We start from the raw sequence: 18,709 nt of genomic DNA, 5'->3' as shown, positions 1-18,709 counted from the left end.
CAATTTTTTCGAAAAGGTCGTTATGACCTTTTTTGTGTTTTAGTGAATCGTTATGTAGGATTTTCACTTTTTAAAAAATCTATAGTATAATAAAGGGAAAAATCGTTTTGTAGGAGAAATAATGAGTTCACAAAAATATACTTTGACAAAGAATATGGATCAACAACCACTCATTTCAGAAAAAATATCTAACCAAAGTTCTATGAAAGAGAATTATATTTGGAATATGTTGGGAACTATTTCATCTTCTTTGATTTCAGTTATTCTCCTACTTTTAGCTTCCAGACTTCTTGATTCTAGAAATTCAGATATTTTTAGTATTGCATACGCACTTGGACAGCAGTTCTTTGTGTTAGGATATTTTCAAATACGTAATATGCAATCTACAGATGTTAAAGAAAGGTATTCATTTGTTTCCTACCATAATACACGTATAGTAACAATTATTATGATGTTAATAACCTCTCTTGGATATGTTTTTGTACAGGGATATGATTTATATAAAGCAATAATTATATTACTTTTAGTATTTTATCGAGCAATTGATGCCTATTCGGACGTTTTTCAGGGGTATTTTCAACAACGAAATAGATCAGATTTAGCTGGAAAGGTTCAGTTTTTTCGAAGTTGGGTCTGTATATTAGTCTTTGGGTTAAGTTTGCTCCTAACAAAATCTTTATTGCTTTCAAGTGGTATTATCTGTTTGATAAATCTATTTCTCACAGCTATACTAGATTATAGAGTTTCTATAAATAACTTTAAAGTAGATTTTCTTCCATCAATAATAAAAGATAGAAAAAATATTACCTCTATTTTGAAAGAAGCCTTTCCTTTATTTCTAAATGGTTTTTTAATTACCTATGTCTATAATGAAGCTAAGATTGATATTGACTTGCTTTTAACCCAGGGATTTTTTTCCAATGGTATTCAGAGAGACTTTAATGTGTTGTTTATGCCCGTCTTTGTTTTATCCCTTTTATTTTTCGTTTTAAGACCTTTGACGACACAGTTGTCTATTTATTGGTATGAACAGAAATATGAGTTATTTTATAAGCAAGTTCGTCTCTTGTTTGCAGCCATGACAGTTTTAGGTGTAATTATTATCGGTCTAGGTTATCTAATAGGTACAGAGATTTTAGGTTTAGTCTATGGAACATCATTGGTAGAATATAAAGTGCCTTTTGCAATTCTTCTGGCGGGAGGTATTCTTAATGTGTTGGCACTTGTTATTGATATAGTTATGACAATTTTTAGAAAGCAATCATATCTAGTGATTTCATATATAGCTACTTTTATTGTAGCTAAATTGGCTACATTGTCATTTGTAAGGTCAGAAGGTATTCTTGGTGCATCGTTATCATTCTTAATTTCAATGATTATCTTTTTTAGCACTAGCATAATAATTTATATTTGGGTAAATAATAAGGATAAAAGAAAGAGAAGCTAATGAATATTTTATTTACGTTAAATAACGCTTTTGTTCCTCAAGTTGCAACATGTATGTGTTCAATTTTTGAGAATAATAAATCAATGGATGAAATTAATATCTATTTACTAAATACCGACATCTCTGAGGCTAATAAAGCTAAACTGCAAGAATTTACTAAACTTTATGGCCGTTCAGTTCATTTTATTACTCTACCTAATCTGAGGAGCTTGATAGATTTTGATTTTGATACAAATGGTTGGTCACCAATTGTGTTAGCACGACTCTTAGTTGACAAGCTTTTACCAGAAGATATTGATAGAATTTTGTATTTAGATGGTGATACTTTGGTATTGGGGAGTCTTGAATCTCTATGGGAATTAGACATGGGTAACCGTTCAATCGGAATGGGTCCTGAATCTACTGTTGATGCAGGGCGAAGAGAATTTCTAGGTTTGGGAAAACAGATGTATTGTAACGCTGGAGTTCTACTTATTGATTTGGAGAAGTGGAGAAATTGTAAACTTGGAGAGAAAGTTCTAGCATATTATAAAAAACATGATGGTAATCTTTTTGCTAACGACCAAGATGCAATTAATGGATCTTTAAAAGATGATATTTATGTTATTTCTCCAAAATATAATTTCTTCAATATATACTTTTTTTACCCTTACAGAGTATTAAAAAAACTATCTTTACCAGCGGAGTTCATAAGTAGACAAGAGTTGCGAGAAGCTATTGAAAATCCAATCATTGTCCATTATCTAGGAGAGGAACGCCCTTGGAGAAAGGGAAATACTCATAAATTAAGAAAGTACTATCTTTATTATCTTGAAAAGACACCTTGGTCTAAAACGCCTATGGAAACTGGTTGGGAATTTTACTTTATTTGTTTTAGGACATTTAATATAATTATGAAACCTTTTCCAATGTTGAGATATAAGATTATTAATTCACTGATACCAGCATTTATGAAATACCGAAAAAAACAGCTCCAAAAAAATAAAAGATAGACGTATTAAATACAGAAAGAATAAGAATACATGAGAGTTTTAATGATAATTCCTGCCTACAATGAGGAGGAGAGTATTTTCGAAACGGTAACGAGTATCTTGAATTACCGCAAGAAGGTTGATTTTGATTTGGACTACGTTGTTATCAATGATGGATCAACAGATAAGACAAAACAAATTCTGGAAGAGAATCATTTTAATGCTGTTAATCTCGTGATGAATCTTGGAATTGGTGGTGCGGTCCAGACAGGTTACAAATATGCACTAGAGCATGACTATGATGTAGCAGTTCAATTTGATGGCGATGGCCAGCATGATATTGAGTCCTTGTCAGATTTGCTAGAGCCAATTCGAAAGAAGGAAGCAGACCTAGTGATTGGTTCTCGTTTTGTTGGTGATGTTAAGTCTGAATTTCAAACGACTTTTATGAGACGCTTCGGAATCAGTGTTATTTCCAATCTTATCAAATGGACAACTGGACAAAGGGTTCTAGATACAACATCAGGCTACCGTTTGGCTGATAAAACTGTTATCAAACAGTTCGCTAAGCGTTATCCAATCAAGTATCCAGAACCAGAGACTATTGTTCATATTTTGAAACGTAAATATAGAGTTGTTGAACGACCAGCAAATATGTTTGAACGTACTGGTGGTGTTTCTTCTATTACGCCAATTAAATCCATTCGTTATATGCTTGAAGTGTGTTCATCGATTGTTATTGCAGCATTTATGAAGGAGAGTGAATAATGTCAGTTTTATCTATGGTGATGTTGATAGCTTCAATCTTTTTCCTTTATTTAGTCATTAGAAATATCAATAAGAATAATATCTTATTTGAACAGGCTTTCATGTGGATTGTCATCAGTCTGGTAATGATTATTATTTCCATTTTTGATGCTATTCCGGTTTATTTTGCAGAATTACTTGGATTTGAGCTGACTTCGAATTTTTTGCTGTCACTTGCTATCTTTTTCTTGTTGGTCATCACTTTTTTGCAAACATTAACTGTATCAAAGCAAAAGGAGCAGATAAAGCATTTAGTTCAGGAATTATCTATTCTAAAAAGTCATGTAGAAGAGGAAGAGGAAAAGAATGAAGGATAATCATACTTGGGTAATTTGCGCTTATGGAGAAAGTGATTATCTTGAAGCCTGTATTCAATCTTTGAAAAATCAAACTCTTCAATCTCAAATTATCTGTTATAGTTCAACGCCACTGGATTCGATTAAGGAACTTTGCCAGCGTTATGCTATCCCATTCTATACTAAACAAGGTGGGGGGATTGGCAAAGATTGGAATAATGCTATCTCTTTTGTAGAAACAAAATATGCTACTATCGCCCATCAGGATGACTATTATGAGCCAAAATATGCAGAAAAATTATTGGCCAAGATGGAAAAGTATAGTGATGTTCTAATCGGATATTCTGATTATTTTGAAGAAAAAAATGATCTAAAGATTCCTGCAAATACCAATCTAAAGATTAAAACTTTGATGCTAAAAACAATGGATCTTTTTCCTGGTAGTCATTTTTGGCGTAATCGTGTAATGGCCTTTGGTAATCCCATTTGTTGTCCAGCTGTCACCTATAACCTTGAAAAATTGAAGAATTTCTATTTTGATGAGGGAATGAAGGTTAGCCTTGATTGGTATGCTTGGTATAAGATTAGTGAATACAAGGGACGTTTTGTCTATGTGTCAGATAAGCTAATGTGTCACCGAATTCATGAGGAATCTGAGACTTCTAAGACTATTGCTGATAATACTCGTAGTAAAGAAGATTTGTATATGTACCAACTCTTTTGGCCAAAATGGATAGCAAATATCCTTATGAAACAATATGTGAAGAGTCAGAAGACGAATGGGTAAGTATGAATGTTATTGTTTGAGAGAGAAAATGAAAAGTAAAAGTAGATTTTATTGTTACATCTTAATTATTTCTATACTGTATGGTTTTCAGTACTATATTAATAATAAAATTACACCTGTAGGGGATCAAACAGCATTTTTAAATTATGCAAAGGAATTTCACCATAATTACCTTGAATTTGGAATTAATCGTTATCTTACATGGAGTAGCCGGTTACTGATTGAATCCGCAACATTATTCTTTTCAGTACACGATAAGTTATTTATAATTGCTTCTATTATTGCAAGTTTCTTTTTGCTTTTACCTAGTAAGAAAATTTGCCCTAATTTACCTTGGATACCTGGACTTTTCATTTTTATTTTTCTTCCAGCAAGTGAATTTTTAAGTGCAGGTTCTATTCCTACATATATTAATTATGTATTTCCAGCATCATTTCTTTTGTTCTCTCTGTATTATCGTTATTCAGATAAGTGGTGGGTTCAATGTCTAGCGTTCCTATCTTTTGTTTTTGCTATTATGAATGAACAGTTAGCAGTCTATGCTTTTTTATGGATTGTTTTCGAATTAATAAGGGATTGGAAAGTCATTACATTTAGGTACAGAAATATATTGTATGGCTTGGTTTCGTTGACAGGAATTCTCTCTGCAAAATTTTCTCCTGGAAACACATTGAGGTTTGAAAAAAATGTGGAATCTTGGTTTCCCAATTTTGTCCACTTGAACCCATTCCAAAAAATAGGGTTAGGAATTTTAGAAACTGGAGATGGTATATTTTCAGTATCTTTCGGCTTTATTTTTGTGTTTTTGATAGTTTTAGTAGTTTTATCGTTTTATAAAAAGAATTTTATTTCACTGATTCTGTCATCTTTTACCCTATTTGCTATTTTAAGTCAGAAGTTTGAGTGGAGAAATATTTTATTTACACTTTCTAGTGTTAGTAAAGTTGCTAGAGAGAGTGGCACCTTTGATTACAATGTTGTCTATTTTGGAGCGGTGATTTATAATATCGTTTTATTTATGATACTGATGTATTCTCTATGGACTCTTTCTAAAGTTTCAGATAGGTTATGGATTATATACTTATTCGGGATAGGTTTAATTGGACGTTTGCTGATTTCATTTTCACCTACACTTTATGCTTCTAGTACCAGAACGTATTTACCTATAATGCTTAGTCTATTTATTATTACTTGTTATTTTTTGAATGACATTTATATTCATTTTAAACGGTCTAAAGCTATAAAGTAAAAGCAGAGTTATTCTGCTTTTTTCTTTGTCTGTAGTAAGGGGATTTTTTCTTCAAACTATAGTATAATTAAAGCGGTGTACACTTTCAAAATAAGATAGTTGTTCTTTCTTTGAAAGATTGGAATTAATAGTAATTATTATGTACTAATTAATATTTTCTTACATAAAATGGATGGAAAAATGACTAATTTAATATCAGTAGTTGTAACATGTTACAACCATGAAAATTATATTGAGCAATGTTTACGAAGTATTTTTAACCAAACTTATCGAAATATTGAGTTAATTGTTCTTGATGATGGTTCGACAGATTATTCCCCAGAGATTATTCAGGAAGTTCTGAAAGAGTCACCTTTCGTGACGACATTTGAGTCTCATGAAAATATTGGTGTCGTGAGAACAAGGAATAAGGGACTTAATCTTTTAAATGGGGACTATTTTTTATTTGTAGATAGTGATGATTTTTTGGATGAAACTTATGTACAAGAATTATATGAATGTGCGATTAATCATCAAGCAGATATAGTGTATTGTGATTTATTCAATTTTGAAAAAAATGAAGTCTATCTAAAAGCTCAGGAATTTGAATTACATAGCTTATTGGTATCGAACTATATTTCAAATTGTTCTTTAGTAAACAAAGCCATATTAAAGGGTACCTATTATGATGAAAAACTTTCAGGGAAGAAACTCGAGGACTATGATTTTTTCTTGAGCCTTATTATCAATAATGGGGCGAAGGCTGTTTACCAACCTAATACCAAATTGAATTATCGTGTTTTTGAAAAAGATTCGATTTCAAAAAGGGATTCAGTACGCTACCATTATGAAATCTATCTTGAAGTTCTCGAGAAGTATCTCGAAAAGTTACCACATGAAATCTATCAAGCTGTTTGCGAAAACTTATTGATTTTGGAGAGTCGTATAGATGATTTGATAAATCATCATGATGATGTGACAGACTATGTTAATCGCTTGAAAAAAGAACGTGATCAACTTGAACGAAGAAAGTATACACAATCTAAGAGATTGAAGGATGCCCATAAAGAGATGGAGCTTATCCGAGGTTCACTGTCATATCGTCTGGGGAACGCTCTTATCACACCTATAAAGACAGCAGGGGTAATTGCTAAGAATCCAAAAGCTATTAAAAATTATTTGAGAGCTTTAAAAGTCAAAGTGATACAGCTACGTCGTCGAATGACACCACTTAAAGTTCGTCAGTTACGACATCTTAGAAACCGTCAACGTTCTGCCTTGTCGTATAATGGTAAGAAAGCGTTGGTTTATGTTATTTTTGAGTCTGAAGCTCGTCTTCAAGAATACAAATTACGTTTCTTGCAAGCCTTGGCTCCATTGGTAGATGATGTTATTGTTGTTGTTAATGGACAGCTTCACGATGATGATATTAATACCCTTGAGACCTATGGTAGGGTTTTAACTCGTGATAACAAGGGATATGATACTGCGGCCTTTAGAGAAGGAATCTTTGCCTTTGGTAAAGATAAGCTTAAAGATTATGACCAGCTCCTCTTGGTGAATGATACTAATATTGGTCCGATGAGGGATTTGTCTCAAGTGTTCCAGGAAATGGCTGATAAGCAACTAGATTTCTGGGGAATTTCCTTTGGAGAAGAACAAGAGGATGTTACTAAAGAGAATCCTTACGGCTACATTCCTAAGCATCTTCAATCTTATTTCCTAGTTATTGAAAAACTCATGCTAAACGATGATGACTTTTATGAGTACTGGACACATTTGACGGATACAGATTCTCGTGATAAGGCTATTGGTCGACATGAGACACGTTTTACCAAGCATTTTGCTGATTTAGGTTATCGTTTCGATGCGGTTGTACAAGAATACGAAGATTCTGCCATGTATATCCATCCGCTTAAGATGCTCAAGGCAGGAAGTCCCTTGGTAAAATATACGGCTCTGAAAAATTATGATGAAGACCAGTTCTTGTGGCAAGGTCTGGATCGTGATTCAGAAGTCCCTGACTTGTTAGACTTTGTTGCAGAAGAAACGGATTACCCTGTGGCAATCTTGGAAGATATTGTGAATAAATTTAAGACTGTTCCACGTGACCAATACATTCTATTGATTGATGGGGTTGAAAATATCATTCCGCAATGTACCCGTTACCGTGTCTTGAACAAAGCAGAACAATTACGTAAGCATGGCTTTGCAGTCAAAGTTGTTAACCTATCTGATTTCCAATTATCGATGGCTCAAAATGCTAGTCACATCGTTATCTACCGTTCACCAATCTCACCTGAGCTTTTGCGTCTCTGTCATTTGGCTAAGGAATATGGAAAACCTGTTTTCTTTGATATTGATGATTTGGTTTTTGATACGGTTTATACAGACCAATTGAGTTATACGCAAGGGCTTAATTCGGTTGAAAAAGGAAACTATGATGCTGGTGTTCGAAATTATGGCTATATGCTAGAAAACTGTGATGGTGCCATTACTTCGACTAACCAGTTGCAGGAGGAGTTGTATAAGTACCAAAGTAAGGTTTTACTTAATCGCAACTTGGCTTCTGATGACTTAATCGCTATTAGTAGCCAATATATCAAAGATTACTCTCAAACATCTGATATTGTTAAGATTGGTTATTTCTCTGGTTCAATTAGTCATAATGAGAATTTTGAATTGATTAAACCAGCTATTAAGCAACTGCTTACAAAATATAGCAATGTCCAATTACATATTGTCGGGATTTTGGATATTCCGCAAGATATGAAGCCCTTTGAAAATCAAATTGTAACTCACGATTATGTGGACTGGGATAAATTGCCTGCCTTGATTAGTGAAGTTGATATTAACCTAGCACCGCTTGTGGATTCTATCTTTAACCGTGCGAAGTCAGAGATTAAGTGGATTGAAGCTGCCTTGGTGAAGGTACCAACAGTAGCAAGTAAGATAGGAGCTTTCTCAGATGCGGTTGTTGATGGTGAAACAGGATTGTTAGCTACTGATGAAGAGTGGTTCGACAAGCTCGAAGCCTTGGTTTTATCTCCAGAATTAAGACAGAAAATTGCAGATGCTGCTTATCGGGCTGTTCTTGAAAACTGTACGTTAAGCAAGAAAGATGATATGGTGACTTATTTTGAACAGAATTAAACAGATAAAAGTTGAAAATTTATTTTTCATCTTAGCGACGATTTTTATTTTCTCATTTATGTTTGTATTTCCAATTAATCGTGTGCCAGACGAAACAAACCACGCGCGAATGACTTGGGAAACTTTCCATAAACCAACCGAAACATCTTTTAAGTGGATGGATGAGATTCCAAGTAATGATAAGGTTAAGTTAGCAGAATATAAACAGATTTTTGCTCAAAAGATTGATATGAGTAAAGAACCTTTTCAATTCGGTGTGAGTTTAAAAACGATCTCCTTTATTCCACAGTTGATAGGGATGACGATTGGAAGTTGGATTAGTCCCACAGTTGGAATGATTATCTATATGGGGCGCATCTTTAATGCACTGGCCTATATACTAGGAATTTACTTTTTAATACGTTATTTCAAGTATGGGAAAACAGCCCTAATGTTTATTTCGCTGCTACCTATTATGGTTCAGCAAGCTTCGTCACTTTCTTATGATGTGATGAACTATTTAGAAGTGATGTTGGCTCTCGGTTTTATCACGAATCTTGCCTATTCTAAACGTTTTACCAATCGTAATATTATCCAGGTGATAGGTCTTGCGATCTTACTGTTAGCAACTAAGCCAAATAACGTTTTATTGTTGGGATTGATTCCGTTTGTACCACTTGAGTTTGAAGGTGTCCTTGCCTTTCTAAATCGTCCAGCACAAGCCATTAAGACCTTTATTTCAAAATATAAAGCAGTCTTCTACCTTCTTTTTGTAGTAGGTGTTGTAGTGGTTCTTCAATTCTTAATGAAGAATCAAGGTGGTCTTCGTCATTATGGAGAAGTTTTGCGTAATACACTCTTTAATCCTGAGTTGAATGACAATTTGAATGGTATCTTGTCACTTGGGATGTTCGGTTATCTTGGTAACCTTACATTACAAATGCCACTGTGGTTAATTTTTATTGATATCATCGTTCTTACCATTTTGTTCCTATCAAGTAAGAAGGATTTCTTTACAAAAGACTTTGCTAATGCATCCTGGATTCTCTTCCTTCTTGAGATTTTAGCTGCTGTTACTGTAATGTATATGCAGTGGACACCGATTGTTCTTGGTCAGGGAGCTAATATATCGGTTGGTGCTCAAGGACGTTATTTCACGCCATTTATCATTCTTTTGTTGCCGCTAGTCGCTAACACAGCTAAGATTGATTTATCTCGACAGAAAAGATTGAAGATAGCAACTCTGACTTTAATTGCTAATTTCTTAGTGGCTATGTATTTGATTCTTTTCCATTATTGGGGGGTATTTGCATAATTTATGACTAAAACAATTTTATTTATTTCTCCGACAGGAACTCTAGATAATGGTGCTGAAATCTCGATAGTCAATCTTATGAAATTTCTTGTAAAAAAAGGTTATCGTGTATTAAACGTTTTTCCTGATTATAAGGTTCCATCCCAAGAGGAGTATCAAGCAGAACTTCAGAAAGCAGGGATTGAAACCTATGGTCTTTCAGCTGTCAAATGGTGGTGGGAAGAAGCACCGGGTGGTTCACCAGGCAATCATTTTTTGCGAGTAAATTTTTATAATAAGAATGTCAAAGACATTCGAAATATTATTGTAGATAATAAGGTGGAGCTTGTTATCAGCAATACAGTAAATGTTTTTCAAGGTGCATTGGCTGCCGCTTATGAGAATATCAAACATTTTTGGTTGATTCATGAATTTCCTGAGGGAGAGTTCGGTTATTACAAAGAAAAACTAGACTTTATAGATAAGTTTTCTGATGAAATCTTTGCTGTAACAGGAGCTTTGGCCGAGGATTTAGAAAAGTATTTTCCAAATAGGAAGATTTATTCCTTTGCTCCTTATACTCAAATTGAACCTAAAGAAGGAGTAAAAACTGAATCTAACGACCAACATCGTATCGTTTCAGTTGGACGCTTGACTCAGAGAAAGAATCAGCTTGAGTTAATAAAAGCTTTTCAGATGCTTGATTTAGCAGGAACTGAACTTGTATTTTTAGGTGCATGGGATGAGGATTACAAACAACTTTGTGATGATTATATTGCAGAACACGATTTGAAGAATATTTCATTTTTGGGGTATTTAGATGATCCTTGGTCAGAGATTACTGATAAGGATTTAGCTGTTTTCCCATCTAGTATGGAAACGTTTGGTCTCGTTTATGTTGAATCTGTTTTGAATGGTATTCCAACGATTTTATCAGATAATGCGGGACATAAATCTGCCTTTGAATATATGAACGAGCAAGGTTATATCTACCCTCTGGGTGATTTGGATGCCTTGACTAGAATGATTTCAGGGGTCCTTGATGGATTTGACCAAGAGAAACTTGAAGCAGTGCAAGCTGTTCCAAGTTTAAAAGAGAGATATTCTCTTGAGAGTGTTTATGCTAATATTACTGAAAAGATTGAGGGCGATGAATTGCGTCATAAAAAAGTAACTCAGAAAGATATCGATTTTTTAAACAGCCGAAAAGCTCTAACCAAGAGTATAAAATCTGCTGTGAAAAAATTGTTTCAGCTTAAAAAAATGAATTAGAGGTTCGCATGTTTCAATGATTGAATTTATGTCTAAGAAAAAATCTTTAGTCATTTATACTATGTTTTTAATAGTATTGATTTATGGATTAAAAATTGCAAATACATCTTATGGAATGGATACCAATTGGTTTATTCAAAATCCATCAGGTTATATGAATTATTGGATAAGTATTGGACGTTTTGGAGAGGTGATTCTAAAAAAAATCTTTTTGAAAGAGTTCACCAATATATATATGATAAACACCTTAACTTGTATACTTTTAGGAATAACTTCATTATATATAACTTACCTTTTTAGTGATTATATAGAAATTAGAGAAAATAAGAAACTTTTTATAGTTCCTAGTCTATTTATTACAAGCCAGTTATTTGTTTTTCAATATTATTTTGTTCTTCAGAATTTTGAGTTTTCGCTGGCAATGTTACTGACTGTTATAGTGGCTAGTTATTGCTTAAAAGTGAGAACTTTTTCTGGATTAAAAAAAATAATCATTTATATTATCCTAATTAGCTTAATGACCTTAGTTATAGGTGTCTATCAAACATTTATTTTATTCTTCATACAGATAATTGTTGCGATGCTTTTGTTGGAATATAAGAAATCAAAATTCTCTTTTTCTGAATTAATAGTAAAAGCTTTTCCTAGTGTACTAGTTTTACTATTAGGCATAGCTTGTTATTGGTTACTAGATAAACTTATTGTCTTTGCTCTGAAAACAACACATGCTAATCACTCCTTAGGAATGATAACGTGGTTTGATAAGTCATTTGTAGATGGTTTATCAAGTTTGAGAGTGGCATTTACTTCTATGTTCCCCACTTTAGGTGAGACACCGAATATTTATGGTTTTAGTTTTATAGTAGCAATTTTATTTGCTTTTCTTATCCTAATAATTTATTTCTATAAAAGATATGATGTTAAGATTTGCTCTTTGTTACTCTTCTTATTATTCCTTGCTGGTCTAGGAATTGTTATAGCTTCAGGTACTCTACCTACTCCGAGAAGTATGGTGCCCCAATACCCTTTTTTAATCGCATTTATTGTATTTTATTTGAGTATACTTGTAGATAATGATAAATTGATAACTAATGTTATTCTTGGTATAGTGCTCTTATTAACGTTTACTCAGGTAAAAATGTCGAGTAATTTAGTGGTTGCTGAAGATGCAATTTTCAGAGAAGATCAACAAAAAATTCAACTAATTTATCAGGCAGTTGAAAATTTACAGCTTGAAAATAAAAGTGACTATAAGTTAATGATTATTGGTTCCTCACCAGCTAAGAATAAACAAAGATTTGGTAATTTTGGAGATTTGGTAGGAGTTTCTATGTTTGAGTTTGGAGGAACGTATGCAATTTCTACTAACGTTGTTTCAATAATGGAAAACATGGGGATGTCATACCAATCACCAACATATGAAGAGTATATGAATTATTGGAAAAATAGGACAACTTTGGAGCATAAAAATACTGATTTTGGTATAGAGGTTATAGATAATATGATAATTGTTAAAGTTACTCCTAACTTATAAGGACTTTTCCTGATTTTAAAACAAACTATTTTTATCAAAAATTGATTTTTGAAGATAGCCGTATAAAGACAGTTTTTTGGCTGTCTTTTTTGTTCTTCTCTTTCTGTCCAATCATGCAAAATACCTTCCAAAATGGTATAATAAAAGCTACTATGTATAATTCTGTGTATTTGAGAGATGTGACGAATGGAGGTAAACTTTGAAGGATGTTTTTATCATAGGTAGCAGAGGTTTGCCTGCTCAATACGGTGGTTTTGAGACATTTGTTGAGAAGTTGGTTTCTCATAAGGTATCGCCTACTATACGTTATCACGTGGCTTGCTTATCTGACGAAAGTACTGGCAAGCATTTTGACTATAAAGGTGCGGATTGTTTTACGGTCAATCCACCAAAGCTAGGTCCTGCGCGTGTCATAGCTTACGATATGATGGCTATTAATTATAGCTTGAAACTTATTAAAAAAGAGGGAATTCAAGCCCCAATTTTCTATATTTTAGGAAATACCATTGGTGCTTTCATTGTTCATTTTGCCAAGAAAATTCAGTCCATTGGTGGGATTTTGTTAGTCAATCCTGACGGTTTGGAATGGAAACGTGCTAAGTGGTCTAAGCCTGTTCAAAGCTATCTCAAATACTCTGAAAAAGAGATGACAAAGTATGCAAACTTGATTATTTCTGATAACCGAGGTATTGAGACCTATATTCAAAATACCTATCCGTGGTCTAGAACGACTTTTATCGCTTATGGAACTGACTTATCTAAGACGACTTTGACTGCTGAGGATACCCCTGTTCGAGATTGGTATCAGAAATGGCAAACTCAAGAAAAAGATTATTATTTGATACTGGGTCGATTTGTTCCTGAAAACAACTACGAAACTGCAATTCGTGAATTTATGAAGTCCTCTACAGAGCGTGATCTTGTTATCATCTGTAATCATGAAGGAAATGCTTACTTTGATGAACTACGACAGATAACAGGATTTGATAAAGATAAACGTGTGAAGTTTGTGGGGACTGTCTATGATCAGGACTTGCTTAAGTATATCCGTAACCAAGCCTTTGCTTATATTCATGGACATGAAGTAGGTGGAACGAATCCAGGCTTATTAGAGGCCTTGGCTCAAACAGACCTCAACCTTATCTATAATGTAGACTTTAATCATCAGGTTGCTCAAGACACCGCCTTGTATTGGACTAAAGAGGATGGGAATTTGTCTCAGCTTATCGATTCTGTAGATGGTAAAGTGTCATTCGAGGACTTGGGAAATGCTGCTAAAGCAAATATGAAAGAAAATTACACCTGGGAAAAAATCGTGGGTGAATACGAGGAGCTATTTTTATCATGAAAGTAACTATTCTCATGTCTACTTATAATGGCGAGAACTTTTTAGCAGAGCAAATAGAGAGTATTCAGCAACAGACTTATACTGATTGGACCTTGTTAATTCGTGATGATGGTTCTAAAGATAAAACGAGAGACCTTATCAAACGTTTCGCTTCAGAAGATGATCGCATTGTTTTCATCAATCCTGATCAAACTGAAAATTTAGGTGTTATAAAGAGTTTCTTTACGCTTTTGAAGTATCAAGAATCTGACTACTACCTTTTCTCAGATCAGGATGATACTTGGTTACCTGAGAAACTATCTCTTCAACTTGAGAAAGCAAGTCACTACCCATCTGATAAACCACTTTTGGTATATACGGATTTAAAGGTTGTGAATCAAGATTTAGAGGTACTTCATGAGAGTATGATTCGTACTCAGTCTGATCATGCCAATACGGAATTGGTTCAAGAAATGACAGAAAACACTGTTACAGGTGGTGTGTCTTTAATCAATCATGCTCTGGCTGGATTATGGACTGGTAAGGAAACGAACGAGCTTTTGATGCATGACTGGTATTTAGGTTTGCTTGCGTCAGCATTTGGCAATCTCGTTTATATTGATCAGCCAACAGAGCTTTACCGTCAGCATGCGGATAATGTCTTGGGAGCTAGAACGCTTCGGAAACGTATGCAGAATTGGATTCGCCCTCAGACCTTGTTCAACAAATATTGGAAGTTGATTAAGGCTAGTCAGAATCAGGCGGAAAATCTTCTTTCTTTGCCATTGAATGCTGAAAATAGAGAGTTGGTTGAAAACTTTGTGACCATTATGGACCAAGGATTCAGAGAGCGTTATCGTCGTTTGAAAACATATGGCTATCGTAAAAACAGGGCTTTTCATACCTTTGTATTTACGAGCTTGATTTTGACAAAATTCATGTATAAGGAGGACTAGATGAATTTCTTTAGTCAAAAAAATAGGATTTTACTTAAGGAACTGATTAAAACGGATTTTAAATTGCGTTATCAAGGTTCTTTCATTGGTTATCTTTGGTCTATTTTGAAACCTTTGATGATGTTTACAATTATGTACCTTGTCTTTGTTCGTTTCTTGAGATTTGATGATGGGACACCACACTATGCAGTAGGATTGCTTTTGGCCATGATTTTTTGGGGCTTCTTTACGGAGGCTACCAATATGGGGATGCTTTCCATTGTTTCACGTGGGGATCTCTTACGTAAACTAAACTTTCCGAAGCAAACAATCGTAATCTCATCTGTACTAGGAGCTGCGATTAATTTCTTGATTAACCTTGTGGTTGTTTTCGTATTTGCCTTAATTAACCATGTTCCAATTGGTTTCAATACTTTGGTTATCATTCCTCTCTTTATTGAGGTGTTATTGATGGCAATGGGAGTTGCTTTTATTCTATCAGCACTCTTTGTTAAATACCGTGATATTGGTCCTATCTGGGAAGTTGTGCTTCAAGCTGGTATGTATGCTAGCCCAATTATCTATTCCATCACTTACCTTCTTCAAAGAAACCAGACGTTTGTTGCAAAGGTTATGATGTTGAATCCAATCGCTCAGATTTTACAGGATATGCGTCATTTTATTATTGATCCAGTTAACCCAAGAGGCTGGGATATTATTAATAATAAACTGATTGCTTTTGTTCCTTATGCGATTCCTGTAGTGATTTTTATCATTGGTTTCCTTGTCTTTAATCGAAATGCTAAACGATTTGCGGAGATTCTATAATGTCAAATAATATTGCTGTAAAAGTAGATCATGTAAGTAAGTATTTTAAATTACCAACTGAGGCGAGTCAGAGTTTGAGAACAACTTTAGTCAATCGCTTTAAAGGGATTAAAGGGTATACTGAACAACATGTCTTGAAAGATATTTCTTTTGAAGTTGAAAAAGGTGATTTTTATGGAATTGTTGGGCGTAATGGTTCTGGGAAATCAACACTTCTAAAAATTATTTCTGAGATTTATGTTCCTGAAAAAGGTAAGGTCACCATTGATGGTAAGTTGGTATCTTTCATTGAGCTTGGGGTTGGGTTTAATCCAGAACTAACTGGTCGTGAGAATGTCTATATGAATGGTGCAATGCTTGGTTTTTCAACTGAAGAAGTAGATGCCATGTATGATGACATTGTAGACTTTGCTGAACTTCATGATTTCATGAATCAAAAGTTGAAGAACTACTCAAGTGGTATGCAGGTTCGTCTGGCTTTCTCAGTTGCTATCAAGGCTCAAGGAGATATCCTTATCCTGGATGAAGTCTTAGCTGTAGGTGACGAGGCCTTCCAACGTAAGTGTAATGATTATTTCATGGAACGTAAGCAATCTGGAAAGACAACCATCTTAGTTACCCATGACATGTCAGCGGTTAAAAAGTACTGTAATAAGGCAGTTCTGATTGAACATGGTTTGGTCAAAGTGGTTGGTGATCCAGATGAAGTTGCTAACCAATATAGTTTTGATAATGCTGCTGGTCAAAAGGTTTCAAATGACGACGTTGTTGTTGAAAATCCAAAAATCACTGATTTACAAGTGAAACTCTTGAATGACAATATTATCAGTCCTGACCAAGATATTTCATTTGAGATTTCATATGATGTCAATGAGGATATTGAGACCTATATCGCCTTTTCATTGACAGATATTGACCGTGGTATCTGGATTTATAATGACAATTCCATGGACAATAAAACGAGTGGTTCTGGAAGAAAAACACTCACATATAAATGTAGTCTTGCCCATCTTAATAACATTAAGCTTAAGCTTCAGGTTTCTGTCCGAGATAAGGAGGATCAGATGATTGCTTTTGCTGATTCAGATAACTCACCAGTTATTCTCTTGAATCGAAATGATATTGAAGATGATGATAAGTCTGCTAAAGATTCTGCAACTGGTATGGTTAAGAGAAATGGAAAATGGGAGATTCAAGAATAGATGAAACGTCTCTTATTGTATGTTCATTATAATAAGTACGACGAATTAAGTGGTCATGTGCTCTACCAATTGGAGCAACTTCGACCACTTTTTTCTAAACTTATTGTGATTTCAAATAGTCAACTAACGAAGTCTGCAACAGTAACTCTCGAAGAGCTTGGCATAGCTGAAGTTATTCAGAGAGAGAATCTAGGCTTTGATTTTGCAGCTTGGAGAGATGGTATGGCTCATGTTGGATTCGAACGGTTAGCAGATTTTGATTCGGTTACACTCATGAATGACACTTGCTTTGGTCCTCTTTGGGATATGTCTGACCTAGTTGAAGACTTTGAACAACGACAGAGTGTTGACTTTTGGGGGATGACGAACTTTAGAAAGACCAAATATTTCGAAGAGCATTTGCAAAGTTATTTTATATCTTTCAAAAATCATGTTGTCGCTTCAGAAGTCTTTCAGAAATTTTGGACTTCTATAAAGACTTTTACTGATGTTCAAGATGTTATTGACAATTACGAAACTAGAGTTACCAGTGTTCTTACTGAGGCAGGTTATCGTTATGATGCTGTCTTTAATACCATTGAAGCAGAGGCAGGAGATTTAATCCACCCTGACTTTTCTTACTATAGACCAATAAGTACCCTTGAGCATAAGGTACCGTTCATTAAACTAAAAGCTTTTACCGACAATGAAAAAAAGGGAAAATTACTTTTAGACTATCTTGCTAACCTATCAACATATCCAGTAGCACTAATTAAGTCACATCTAAATCGTTACCATTCCCCTGACAGTTTAGTCATTTTAGATGAGAAAATTATTGGCCCTTCTTTTAAAACCTTAAGCAAGCATAAGTATCGTATGGCTATCCATGTGCACATTAGCGACCTTGAGAGACTGAAAGTATTTTTGGATAGTAAGTTATCTGCTTTCTATTATTTCACTTTATCAAGTCGTTTAGATAAAACTGAAGTTGAGAATACCTTATTAAATAGTTTTGATAAAGATAGATTTCAGATAGTCTCACAACGGTTTGATAATCATTATCATGCCTTGGTTTCTCTGGCTTCAAAGCTTAGTGACTATGACTTTGTTGGGCATTTTCACACAGAAGCCTTTGGAAATGAAGGTAAACTTGTTGATGAAGCTACAAGACATGCTCTAGTGGATATGCTATCAGATGAAGAGAAGGTAGTATCAATCTTTGACCATTTTCCAGAGGTTGGCCTTGTTTTTGCTGATTTGTCAAAAGAACTTTATTGGACCGATGCAATTGGTGCCTTAAATCTAGAACAGACAGTTAAACTAACTAACGAATGTCAAAAAGTAATCAATCATTCGCTTCATGTTTTTCAAGGTTTTATGTGGTTGTCAAAAGATTTTCTGGAAAACATTATTCTAAAGGATGAGCATATTTTTTATGACTTTGACGAAAATACTCTCCCTTATCTTTTCTATCGAAAAGCCTGGGATGTAGGAATTGATTATCGTATTATTGCTTCAGAAAAAATATCTTTTGCAGAACGTTATAAGGTCCATTTTATTGAAAGGTCACAGGTGGCAGAACCACTGACCTTAAAGAGTAAATTTTCAGCATATCGAAAAGCCTTGTTAAAGAAACTAGGATTAAAAAAATCTTCAGCTGTTTAACTTCC

15 protein-coding genes are annotated in these 18,709 nt (G+C 34.2%); all 15 read left to right on the top strand.

All coding sequences use genetic code 11. The annotated features are described in order from the left end of the window. Positions 1-121 precede the first annotated feature (121 nt). The 15 genes from HMPREF2697_RS05225 to HMPREF2697_RS05155 all read left to right on the top strand — a co-directional run bounded on the left by HMPREF2697_RS05225 (position 122) and on the right by HMPREF2697_RS05155 (position 18,704). Entirely contained in the window at positions 122-1,447 is a 1,326-nt protein-coding gene (locus HMPREF2697_RS05225) for a lipopolysaccharide biosynthesis protein (RefSeq protein WP_070849861.1), read from the top strand. After that, positions 1,447-2,439, top strand: coding sequence for a glycosyltransferase family 8 protein (locus tag HMPREF2697_RS05220; protein ID WP_070849859.1), 993 nt, complete (start codon positions 1,447-1,449; stop codon positions 2,437-2,439). The genes HMPREF2697_RS05225 and HMPREF2697_RS05220 overlap by 1 nt, the downstream gene beginning before the upstream one ends. Before the next feature lie 30 nt (positions 2,440-2,469). Next, positions 2,470-3,186 carry a glycosyltransferase family 2 protein gene (locus HMPREF2697_RS05215; RefSeq protein ID WP_070849857.1) on the top strand — a complete coding sequence of 239 codons (717 nt, stop codon included), beginning with the start codon at positions 2,470-2,472 and terminating at the stop codon, positions 3,184-3,186. Continuing rightward, positions 3,186-3,542: a DUF2304 domain-containing protein gene (locus HMPREF2697_RS05210; protein WP_002886817.1), complete on the top strand. Its 357-nt coding sequence runs from the start codon at positions 3,186-3,188 to the stop codon at positions 3,540-3,542. Before HMPREF2697_RS05215 ends, HMPREF2697_RS05210 begins: the two co-directional genes overlap by 1 nt. Beyond that, positions 3,532-4,308, top strand: coding sequence for a glycosyltransferase family 2 protein (locus HMPREF2697_RS05205; RefSeq protein WP_070849854.1), 777 nt, complete (start codon positions 3,532-3,534; stop codon positions 4,306-4,308). The genes HMPREF2697_RS05210 and HMPREF2697_RS05205 overlap by 11 nt, the downstream gene beginning before the upstream one ends. Next, positions 4,301-5,557, top strand: a complete 1,257-nt coding sequence (locus tag HMPREF2697_RS05200; RefSeq protein WP_227834261.1) for a beta-carotene 15,15'-monooxygenase — start codon at positions 4,301-4,303, stop codon at positions 5,555-5,557. The genes HMPREF2697_RS05205 and HMPREF2697_RS05200 overlap by 8 nt, the downstream gene beginning before the upstream one ends. A 180-nt stretch (positions 5,558-5,737) precedes the next feature. Further along, positions 5,738-8,689 carry a rhamnan synthesis F family protein gene (locus tag HMPREF2697_RS05195; RefSeq protein WP_070849852.1) on the top strand — a complete coding sequence of 984 codons (2,952 nt, stop codon included), beginning with the start codon at positions 5,738-5,740 and terminating at the stop codon, positions 8,687-8,689. Next, positions 8,676-9,983: a DUF2142 domain-containing protein gene (locus tag HMPREF2697_RS05190; RefSeq protein ID WP_049554128.1), complete on the top strand. Its 1,308-nt coding sequence runs from the start codon at positions 8,676-8,678 to the stop codon at positions 9,981-9,983. Before HMPREF2697_RS05195 ends, HMPREF2697_RS05190 begins: the two co-directional genes overlap by 14 nt. Before the next feature lie 3 nt (positions 9,984-9,986). Next, positions 9,987-11,234 carry a glycosyltransferase family 4 protein gene (locus HMPREF2697_RS05185; RefSeq protein ID WP_070849850.1) on the top strand — a complete coding sequence of 416 codons (1,248 nt, stop codon included), beginning with the start codon at positions 9,987-9,989 and terminating at the stop codon, positions 11,232-11,234. Between the two features lie 16 nt (positions 11,235-11,250). Beyond that, on the top strand, positions 11,251-12,768 hold the full coding sequence (locus tag HMPREF2697_RS05180; protein ID WP_002886823.1) for a glucosyltransferase domain-containing protein: 1,518 nt from the start codon (positions 11,251-11,253) through the stop codon (positions 12,766-12,768). A 199-nt stretch (positions 12,769-12,967) separates the two neighbouring features. After that, entirely contained in the window at positions 12,968-14,116 is a 1,149-nt protein-coding gene (cps2T, locus tag HMPREF2697_RS05175) for a beta 1-4 rhamnosyltransferase Cps2T (RefSeq protein WP_013990209.1), read from the top strand. Continuing rightward, positions 14,113-15,051 (top strand): glycosyltransferase family 2 protein, encoded by a 939-nt coding sequence (locus HMPREF2697_RS05170; protein WP_070849848.1) that lies wholly within the window; start codon positions 14,113-14,115, stop codon positions 15,049-15,051. Before cps2T ends, HMPREF2697_RS05170 begins: the two co-directional genes overlap by 4 nt. Further along, positions 15,052-15,858: an ABC transporter permease gene (locus HMPREF2697_RS05165; protein ID WP_002886828.1), complete on the top strand. Its 807-nt coding sequence runs from the start codon at positions 15,052-15,054 to the stop codon at positions 15,856-15,858. Further along, the gene (locus tag HMPREF2697_RS05160) at positions 15,858-17,060 is read left to right on the top strand and encodes an ABC transporter ATP-binding protein (RefSeq protein ID WP_070849846.1); all 1,203 of its coding nucleotides are present in this window, start codon (positions 15,858-15,860) and stop codon (positions 17,058-17,060) included. Before HMPREF2697_RS05165 ends, HMPREF2697_RS05160 begins: the two co-directional genes overlap by 1 nt. Beyond that, a complete protein-coding gene (locus HMPREF2697_RS05155; protein WP_070849844.1) occupies positions 17,061-18,704 on the top strand; it encodes a rhamnan synthesis F family protein in 1,644 nt (547 codons plus the stop codon). Positions 18,705-18,709: the final 5 nt, after the last annotated feature.

This window comes from Streptococcus sp. HMSC064D12, from assembly GCF_001837205.1.
Taxonomy (GTDB): domain Bacteria; phylum Bacillota; class Bacilli; order Lactobacillales; family Streptococcaceae; genus Streptococcus; species Streptococcus salivarius_D.
This window is presented reverse-complemented; position numbering and strand designations above follow the sequence as displayed.

What these genes read in the sequence shown, in the direction of transcription:
- HMPREF2697_RS05225 (WP_070849861.1), top strand. Translation starts at nt 122, where the DNA reads ATGAGTTCACAAAAATATACTTTGACAAAGAATATGGATCAACAACCA.
- HMPREF2697_RS05220 (WP_070849859.1), top strand. Translation starts at nt 1,447, where the DNA reads ATGAATATTTTATTTACGTTAAATAACGCTTTTGTTCCTCAAGTTGCA.
- HMPREF2697_RS05215 (WP_070849857.1), top strand. Translation starts at nt 2,470, where the DNA reads ATGAGAGTTTTAATGATAATTCCTGCCTACAATGAGGAGGAGAGTATT.
- HMPREF2697_RS05210 (WP_002886817.1), top strand. Translation starts at nt 3,186, where the DNA reads ATGTCAGTTTTATCTATGGTGATGTTGATAGCTTCAATCTTTTTCCTT.
- HMPREF2697_RS05205 (WP_070849854.1), top strand. Translation starts at nt 3,532, where the DNA reads ATGAAGGATAATCATACTTGGGTAATTTGCGCTTATGGAGAAAGTGAT.
- HMPREF2697_RS05200 (WP_227834261.1), top strand. Translation starts at nt 4,301, where the DNA reads ATGGGTAAGTATGAATGTTATTGTTTGAGAGAGAAAATGAAAAGTAAA.
- HMPREF2697_RS05195 (WP_070849852.1), top strand. Translation starts at nt 5,738, where the DNA reads ATGACTAATTTAATATCAGTAGTTGTAACATGTTACAACCATGAAAAT.
- HMPREF2697_RS05185 (WP_070849850.1), top strand. Translation starts at nt 9,987, where the DNA reads ATGACTAAAACAATTTTATTTATTTCTCCGACAGGAACTCTAGATAAT.
- HMPREF2697_RS05180 (WP_002886823.1), top strand. Translation starts at nt 11,251, where the DNA reads ATGATTGAATTTATGTCTAAGAAAAAATCTTTAGTCATTTATACTATG.
- HMPREF2697_RS05170 (WP_070849848.1), top strand. Translation starts at nt 14,113, where the DNA reads ATGAAAGTAACTATTCTCATGTCTACTTATAATGGCGAGAACTTTTTA.
- HMPREF2697_RS05165 (WP_002886828.1), top strand. Translation starts at nt 15,052, where the DNA reads ATGAATTTCTTTAGTCAAAAAAATAGGATTTTACTTAAGGAACTGATT.
- HMPREF2697_RS05160 (WP_070849846.1), top strand. Translation starts at nt 15,858, where the DNA reads ATGTCAAATAATATTGCTGTAAAAGTAGATCATGTAAGTAAGTATTTT.
- HMPREF2697_RS05155 (WP_070849844.1), top strand. Translation starts at nt 17,061, where the DNA reads ATGAAACGTCTCTTATTGTATGTTCATTATAATAAGTACGACGAATTA.